Raw genomic sequence first — 7,744 nt, 5'->3', positions numbered from 1 at the left:
CCGCGGGACTTCCCCACGAACCGCGGGGGGCTCTGCCAGAAGGGGTGGACGTCGGCCGACCTGCTGCGCGCCTCCGACCGGCTCACCCAGCCGCTGCGTCGCACCGCCGACGGGCTCGTCCCGACCACGTGGGACGACGCACTCGACGACATCGCGGCCCGCGTGCGGGCGCTGCGAGCCGATCACGGACCCGACGCGGTGGCGGTGTTCGGCGGTGGCGGGCTCACCAACGAGAAGGCGTACCAGCTCGGCAAGTTCGCTCGGCTCGCGCTGCGCACCCGCCTCGTCGACTACAACGGGCGGTTCTGCATGGCGTCGGCCGCGGCGGCCGCCAACCGCAGCCTCGGCGTCGACCGGGGTCTGCCGTTCCCGCTCACCGACCTCGACGACGCCGACGCGGTGCTGCTGCTGGGCAGCAACCTGGCCGACACGATGCCGCCGTCGGTGCAGCACCTCGCAGGACCACGCGCGCGGGGCGGCCTCGTCGTCGTCGACCCTCGGCGCTCGGCCACGGCACGGCTCTGCGACGACGGCGCAGGCACGCACCTGCAGCCCCTGCCGGGCACCGACCTCGTCCTGCTGCTCGGCCTCCTGCACGTGGTGCTGGGCGACGGGCTCGCCGACGTCACCTACCTGGACGAGCGCGTCGACGGCGTCGAGGACGTGCGCCGCTCGGTCGCGGCCTGGTGGCCCGAGCGGGTCGAGACGGTCACGGGCGTGCCGGCGGGGCGCGTACGTGCTCACCGGCCGTGGCGCCGAGCAGCACGTCGACGGCACCGACACGGTCAGCGCGGCGATCTCCCTCGCACTCGCGCTCGGCCTGCCGGGCGCGCACCGCGGCGGGTACGGCGCGCTCACCGGCCAGGGCAACGGCCAAGGCGGACGCGAGCACGGGCAGAAAGCGGACCAGCTCCCGGGGTACCGCTCGATCGAGGACCCCGCCGACCGCGCGCACGTCGCCGCCGTGTGGGGCGTCGACCCTGAGCTCCTCCCCCGGTCCGGGGTCCCCGCGGTGCAGCTGCTCTCGTCGCTCGGCACCGAGAGCGGACCCCGCGGTCTGTTCGTGCACGGCAGCAACGTCGTGGTCAGCGCGCCGCGCGCGGGCGGCGTGCGCGACCGGCTCGCGTCGCTCGACCTGCTGGTGGTCTGCGACGTCGTCCCGTCGGAGACCGCCCTGCTCGCCGACTACGTCCTCCCCGTCACGCAGTGGGCCGAGGAGGAGGGCACGATGACCAGCCTCGAGGGTCGGGTGCTGCGCCGCCGTCGCCACGTCGACCCGCCGGCGCACGTGCGCGACGAGCTGTGGATCTGGTCCGAGCTGGCCCGGCGCCTGGACGCCCCCGGCACGTGGTCCACCGACGCGTCGTTGGTCTTCGACGAGCTCGCGCGGGCGAGCGCGGGCGGACGTGCCGACTACGCAGGACTCAGTCACGCCCGGCTCGACACGGGCGAGGCGCTGCACTGGCCGTGCCCCGACCCGGACCACCCGGGCACCCCGCGGCTGTTCACCGACCGCTTCGCGACGCCGTCGGGCCGGGCCCGGATGGTGCCGGTGCGACCGGTCGGACCCGACGACGACGTCCACGCCGAGGCGCCACTGCACCTCGTGACCGGCCGGCTCCTCGCGCACTACCAGTCGGGGGCCCAGACCCGTCGCGTCCCGGCCCTCTGCGACGCCGCCGGCGGACCGCACGTCGAGCTGCACCCGAGCCTCGCCGCGCGGCTCGGCCTCGACGGGGCCGAGCTCGTGCGCGTCACGTCGGCCCGCGGCTCGATGGTCGCGCCCGCCCGCATCACCCGCGACGTGCGGCCCGACACCGTGTTCGTCCCGTTCCACTTCGCCGGGGACAGCCTGGTCAACGCGCTCACGAACGACGCGACCGACCCCGTGTCCGGCATGCCCGAGTTCAAGGTGTGCGCGGTCCGCGTCGAGCGGGTCGCCGACGACGCCGGGCCGTCCGCCGCCCGCGTGCTGCAGGAGGTCGAGTCGTGAGGATCGTCGTCGTGGGGGCCGGGATGGTCGGCCACCGGTTCGTCGAGGAGGCGCTGCGGCTCGACCCCGCGGCCGACGTGGTGCTGCTGGGCGAGGAGTCCTACGAGCCGTACAACCGCGTCCTGCTGTCGGAGCTGGTCGCCGGTCGCACCGACCTCGCGTCGCTCACGCTGCCCGAGGCGTCCGGCGCGCGGGTCCGGCGCGGCGTGCGGGCGGTCGAGCTCGACGTCGCCGCCCGTCGGGTCCTGCTCGACGACGGGTCGGACGAGCCGTGGGACCACCTCGTGCTGGCGCTGGGGGCGCGGGCGCGCGTGCTGCCGCTCGCCGGGCTGGACGCCGGTGGCGGCCGGCTCGTCGGTGGGGCGCACGTGCTGCGGACGGTCGACGACGCGCGCGGCGTCGTCGCGGGCGCGCTCAACGCGCGTCGGGCGTGCGTGGTCGGGGCGGGCGCGATCGGCGTCGAGGTCGCGTGCGGGCTGCGTCGGCGCGGCCTGGACGTGACCGTCCTCGCCTCCCGCGACGGCGTGCTCGACCGCGACCTCGACCCGCGCGTGTCGGCCGTCGCGACCCGCACCCTGCGCGACCTCGACGTCGCGGTCGTGCCGCAGGCCGGCGTGCGGGCGGTCGACGTCGCGCAGGGCCACGTCGACGCGGTGGTCCTCGGCGACGGGACCCGCGTGCCGACCGACCTCCTCGTGCTCGCGACCGGGTCGGTCCCGCGCACCGAGCTGGCCGTCGAGGCCGGGCTCACCGTGCGCCACGGGATCGTCGTCGACGCCGACCTGCGCACGAGCGACCCGAGCGTCAGCGCGATCGGCGACTGCGCCGAGACGCCCGACGGCGTGAGCGGCCTGGTCGCCCCGGGGTGGGCGCAGGCCGACGCGCTCGCCGCGCGACTCGTGCGCGACCGACCCGTCCCGGCGCTGCCGGTCCAGGGCGCGACCCTGCGGCTCAAGGCCGTCGGGCTCGACGTGGTCACGGCGGGAATGCGCGCGTCGACGGCGCACGAGGACGACCGGGTGCTGGCCCTCGACGACGCGGGCGCCCGGCGCTACGTCGAGGTCGTCGTCCGGCAGGGCACGCTCGTCGGGATGACGTGCGTCGGCTCGCCGGAGCTGGCCGCGCGGCTCGCCGTGCAGCTCGACCGTCCGGGCATCGTCCCGCCCGACCCGCTCCAGCTCCTCGTCGGCGCACCCGAGGACCAGCCGGGCTCGCCCACGACCATGCCGTCGAGCACGACCGTGTGCCGCTGCAACGGGGTCACGAAGGCCGACGTCGTCGCCGCCTGGGACGGCGGCTGCTGCACGGTCGAGGAGGTGGTCGCGAGCACGCGCGCGACCACGGGATGCGGCGGCTGCCGCACCCTCGTGTGCGGCCTCGTCGACTGGCTGCAGGAGGTCGACCCGGCCGTCCCGGCGACCTCACAGCAGGCGGCTGCGGTGCGTGAGCGAGGTGTTGCAGCCCGGTAACCGGCGGCGTCGGGACCCGACACACGGGCTGCCTAGCGTCGTCGACATGGAACGCAGCACCCTGGTCGTGGCCGGAGCCGGCATGGTCGCCCGTCGTCTCGTCGAAGCCCTCGTGGAGCGCGACGCGACCTCGCGGTGGGACGTGGAGGTCTACGGCGAGGAGGTGCACGCCCCGTACGACCGGGTGGCGCTGACCAGCTACTTCGACCTCTCCGGACCCGAGGAGCTGCTGCTCGGCGACGCGTCGTTGTGGGACACCCCTGGGGTCACGCTGCACACGGGCACGGCGGTCGAGTCGGTCGACGCGTCGGCGCGCACGGTCGTCGTCGGCGGGCAGGAGCGGCGCTACGACGCGCTCGTCCTGGCCACCGGCTCGTACGCGGCCGTGCCGCCGGTGGAGGGCGCCGACCTGCGCGGCTGCTTCGTCTACCGGACGGTCGACGACCTCGACGCCCTGCGCACCTGGGTGTCCGAGCGCGAGGCCGCGCTGGGCCGCCCCGTCCGCGGCGCGGTCGTCGGCGGCGGGCTCCTGGGCCTGGAGGCCGCCGGCGCCCTCACCGCGCTCGGCACCGAGACCACCGTGGTCGAGTTCGCCGACCGGCTCATGCCGGTCCAGGTCGACGCAGGCGGCGGCGAGGCGCTGCGCCGGCTGGTCGAGGGCCTCGGCGTGGCGGTCCGGACGTCGACCGCGACGTCGCGCGTGGTCGCCGACGACGCCGGCCGGGTGGAGCGGATGGAGTTCGCGTCCGGCGACCCGCTCGACGTCGACGTCGTCGTGTTCGCCACGGGTGTCCGTCCGCGCGACGAGCTCGCCCGCGGCGCCGGGCTGGCGGTGCACCCGCGCGGCGGGGTGCTCGCCGACGAGGGGTGCCGCACGAGCGACCCCGCCGTCTACGCCGTCGGCGAGGTCGCCTGCGTGTCCGACCGGGTCTGGGGGCTGGTCGGGCCGGGCTACACGATGGCGGAGGTGGTGGCCGACCGTCTGCTCGGCGGCGAGGCCACGTTCGCCGACGCCGACCTGTCGACGAAGCTCAAGCTGCTCGGGGTCGACGTCGCCAGCTTCGGCGACGCCTTCGGGACGACGCCCGACAGCCTCGAGGTCGTCTACGCCGACCCCGTGCAGGGCCTGTACAAGAAGCTCGTCCTCAGCCTGCCGGAGTCGGCGGAGGGTCCGGCGACGGGTGCCCTGCCCGACGCGGCGACCGTCTGCTCGTGCAACAACGTCACCGCCGGCACGGTGCGCTGCGCCGTGACCGACCAGGGCTGCACCGACGTGGCCGGCGTGAAGGCGTGCACGAAGGCCGGCACGAGCTGCGGCTCGTGCGTGCCGATGGTCAAGCAGCTGCTCCAGGCCCAGCTCGCCGAGGCGGGCATCGAGGTCGGGAACGACCTGTGCGAGCACTTCTCGCTGAGCCGCGCCCAGCTCTTCGACGTCGTGCGTGTCAGCGGCATCCGCACGTTCAGCGAGCTGCTCACGACCCACGGGCGCGGGCGCGGGTGCGACGTGTGCCGCCCGGTGGCCGCGTCGATCCTCGCGTCGCTGTACCAGGAGCACGTGCTCGACGGCGAGCGCGCGGCCCTGCAGGACACCAACGACCACGTCATGGCCAACATGCAGAAGGACGGCACGTACTCGGTCGTGCCGCGCATCCCCGGCGGCGAGGTGACGCCCGAGGGGCTCATCGTCATCGGCGAGGTCGCCAAGGACTTCGGGCTCTACACGAAGATCACCGGCGGCCAGCGCATCGACCTGTTCGGCGCGCGCATCGAGCAGCTGCCCGCCATCTGGTCGCGGCTCGTCGACGCCGGGTTCGAGTCGGGCCACGCGTACGGCAAGTCGCTGCGCACCGTGAAGTCGTGCGTCGGGTCGACGTGGTGCCGCTTCGGCGTGCAGGACTCGGTGGGCCTGGCCATCGCGCTCGAGCTGCGCTACCGCGGCCTGCGCTCGCCGCACAAGATCAAGCTCGGCGTCTCCGGCTGCGCCCGCGAGTGCGCCGAGGCGCGCGGCAAGGACGTCGGCGTCATCGCCACCGACCACGGTTGGAACATGTACGTCGGCGGCAACGGCGGGTTCACGCCGCGGCACGCCCAGCTGTTCGCCGAGGACCTGACGACCGAGCAGCTCGTCCGCGCGATCGACCGCTTCCTCATGTACTACGTGCGCACCGCCGACCGGCTGCAGCGCACGGCACCGTGGGTGGAGTCGGTCGAGGGCGGCATCGACGCGATCCGCGCCGTCGTGCTCGACGACTCGCTCGGCATCGCCGCCGACCTCGACGCCGCGATGGACGCGCACGTGGGCGGCTACCGCGACGAGTGGGCGGCCACCCTCGAGGACCCCGAGAAGCTGCGCAAGTTCGCGTCGTTCGTCAACGCCCCCGACGTCGCCGACCCCGACCTCGCCTACGTGCCCGAGCGTGGCCAGAAGCGCCCCGCCACGGCCGAGGAGCGTGGCGTCGTGATCGGTGGACCCACCCTGCCCGTCCGCACCGCCGGAGGACCCCTGTGACCACGTTCCTCGACGCGCCCCACGCGTCCCCGACGCTCGTGCCCGTGTGCCGGCTCGACGACCTGCACCCCGACCGCGGCGCCGCCGCGCTCGTCGACGGCCGGCAGGTGGCGCTGTTCCGGCTCGCCGACACCGGCGAGGTCCGCGCGGTGTCCCACCGCGACCCGTTCACCGGGGCGAACGTCATCGCGCGCGGCCTGGTGGGCTCGCGCGGCGACGTCGCGATCGTCGTCTCGCCGCTGCACAAGCAGGCCTTCGACCTGCGCACCGGACGCTGCCTCGACGACCCCGACGTGGCCCTCGACACCTACACCGTCGACGTCGTCGACGGTGTGGTGCACGTCGGCGTCCCGCAGACTGGGTGATCGTGAACGTCCTGCGTCCCGTCCTGTCCGGCACCACCGTGCTGGTGACCGCCCAACGGCGAGCCGACGAGCTGTCCGGCGCCCTGCAGCGGCGCGGCGCCGAGGTGACGACCGCGTCGGCGCTCGGCGTGGAGTCCCACCTCGACGAGGCCGGTCTGCTGGCCGCGACCCGCGAGCTCGTCGCCGACCCGCCCGACGTGCTCGTGGTGACCACGGGCATCGGGTTCCGCGGCTGGTTGGACACCGCGGAGGCGTCGGGCCTTGGCCACGACCTCGTCGAGGCCCTCGCGCAGACCCGGATCGTGGCCCGCGGGCCCAAGGCGCGCGGTGCGCTCCAGGCGGCGGGTCTCGTGCCCGACTGGGTGGCGGAGTCCGAGACGTCGGCCGAGATCGTGCAGCTGCTCCTGACGGAGGGCGTCGACGGCCTGCACGTGGCGGTGCAGCACCACGGCGCGGGCGACGACGGCATCGAGAAGGCGCTGCAGGGGGGCGGGGCGGTCACGACGACCCTCGTCGTCTACCGCTGGGGCCCTCCGCCGGACCCCGAGGCCGTCGAGCGCTCGGTGGTCGCGGCGACCGCGGGCGGCTACGACGCGGTCGTGTTCACCTCGGCGCCCGGCGCATCGGCGTGGCTCGAGGTCGTCGAACGGCACGACGGTCTCGACGCGCTGCGCGCCCTGGTCGCGGCGGGCCGGCTGACCCTCGCCGCCGTCGGCCCGGTGACCGCCGAGCCGCTCGTCTCCCGCGGCTTCGAGCCCCTCGTGCCGGAGCGGTACCGCCTCGGGGCCCTTGTGCGGGAGCTGATCGTGCACCTCGGCGAGGACGCCGCCGCGATCGCGCTGCCCGACGGCCAGCTTCGGCTGCACGCCACCACGGCCACGCTCGACCACCAGCCGCTCCCGGTCTCCCCGAGCGGGCTCGCCGTGCTGCGGCTGCTCGCCGAGCGGCCCGGCACCGTGTGCAGCCGCGAGCAGCTGCTCGCCGTCCTGCCCGGGGAGTCGACCGACCCCCACACCGCCGAGATGGCCGTCGCGCGCCTGCGCGAGGCGATCGGCCGGTCCGCCGTCCTCACCGTCGTCAAGCGGGGCTACCGCCTCGCCGTGCAGGAGCACCCATGAACCCGCACCCCACCCGTCCCGCGCTCGTCGCGACCAGCCACGGCACGTCGAGCCCCGCAGGTCGGCGGGCGGTGCTCGGCCTCGTCGAGGCGGTGCGTCGCCGGCTGCCCGACGTCGACGTGCGTGACGCGTACGTCGACGTGCAGTCGCCGACGCCCGACGACGTGGTGGCCGGGCTCGCCGGTCCCGCCGTCGTGGTGCCGCTGCTGCTCGCCCCGGGGTTCCACGTGCGGGTCGACGTCGCCCGCGCCGCGTCGGCGCCCGGCTGCGTGGCCGCCCCGACCCTCGGT

The 7,744-nt window shown here is 75.5% G+C and carries 6 protein-coding genes and 1 pseudogene; all 7 read left to right on the top strand.

The window, feature by feature from the left end:
* Positions 1 to 60: 60 nt before the first annotated feature.
* A pseudogene (locus tag A6Q79_RS18645) lies at positions 61 to 561 on the top strand (molybdopterin oxidoreductase family protein); the annotation flags it as partial.
* A 175-nt stretch (positions 562 to 736) separates the two neighbouring features.
* Entirely contained in the window at positions 737 to 1,993 is a 1,257-nt protein-coding gene (locus A6Q79_RS18640) for a molybdopterin oxidoreductase family protein (RefSeq protein WP_369038002.1), read from the top strand.
* Positions 1,990 to 3,462 (top strand): FAD-dependent oxidoreductase, encoded by a 1,473-nt coding sequence (locus A6Q79_RS09990; RefSeq protein WP_286689775.1) that lies wholly within the window; start codon positions 1,990 to 1,992, stop codon positions 3,460 to 3,462. The genes A6Q79_RS18640 and A6Q79_RS09990 overlap by 4 nt, the downstream gene beginning before the upstream one ends.
* A gap of 46 nt (positions 3,463 to 3,508) precedes the next feature.
* Positions 3,509 to 5,971: a nitrite reductase large subunit NirB gene (gene nirB, locus A6Q79_RS09985; protein ID WP_317698041.1), complete on the top strand. Its 2,463-nt coding sequence runs from the start codon at positions 3,509 to 3,511 to the stop codon at positions 5,969 to 5,971.
* Positions 5,968 to 6,336, top strand: coding sequence for a nitrite reductase small subunit NirD (gene nirD, locus A6Q79_RS09980; protein ID WP_067855161.1), 369 nt, complete (start codon positions 5,968 to 5,970; stop codon positions 6,334 to 6,336). The genes nirB and nirD overlap by 4 nt, the downstream gene beginning before the upstream one ends.
* A 2-nt stretch (positions 6,337 to 6,338) precedes the next feature.
* Complete coding sequence (locus A6Q79_RS09975; protein ID WP_286689778.1) at positions 6,339 to 7,454, top strand: uroporphyrinogen-III synthase; 1,116 nt, start codon at positions 6,339 to 6,341, stop codon at positions 7,452 to 7,454.
* Positions 7,451 to 7,744: CbiX/SirB N-terminal domain-containing protein (locus A6Q79_RS09970; RefSeq protein ID WP_317698037.1), on the top strand; the 294-nt coding region annotated here is incomplete at its 3' end. The genes A6Q79_RS09975 and A6Q79_RS09970, both read left to right, overlap by 4 nt.

It is taken from the genome of Aeromicrobium sp. REDSEA-S32_B7 (genome assembly GCF_001626145.1).
GTDB lineage: Bacteria > Actinomycetota > Actinomycetes > Propionibacteriales > Nocardioidaceae > Aeromicrobium > Aeromicrobium erythreum.
This window is presented reverse-complemented; position numbering and strand designations above follow the sequence as displayed.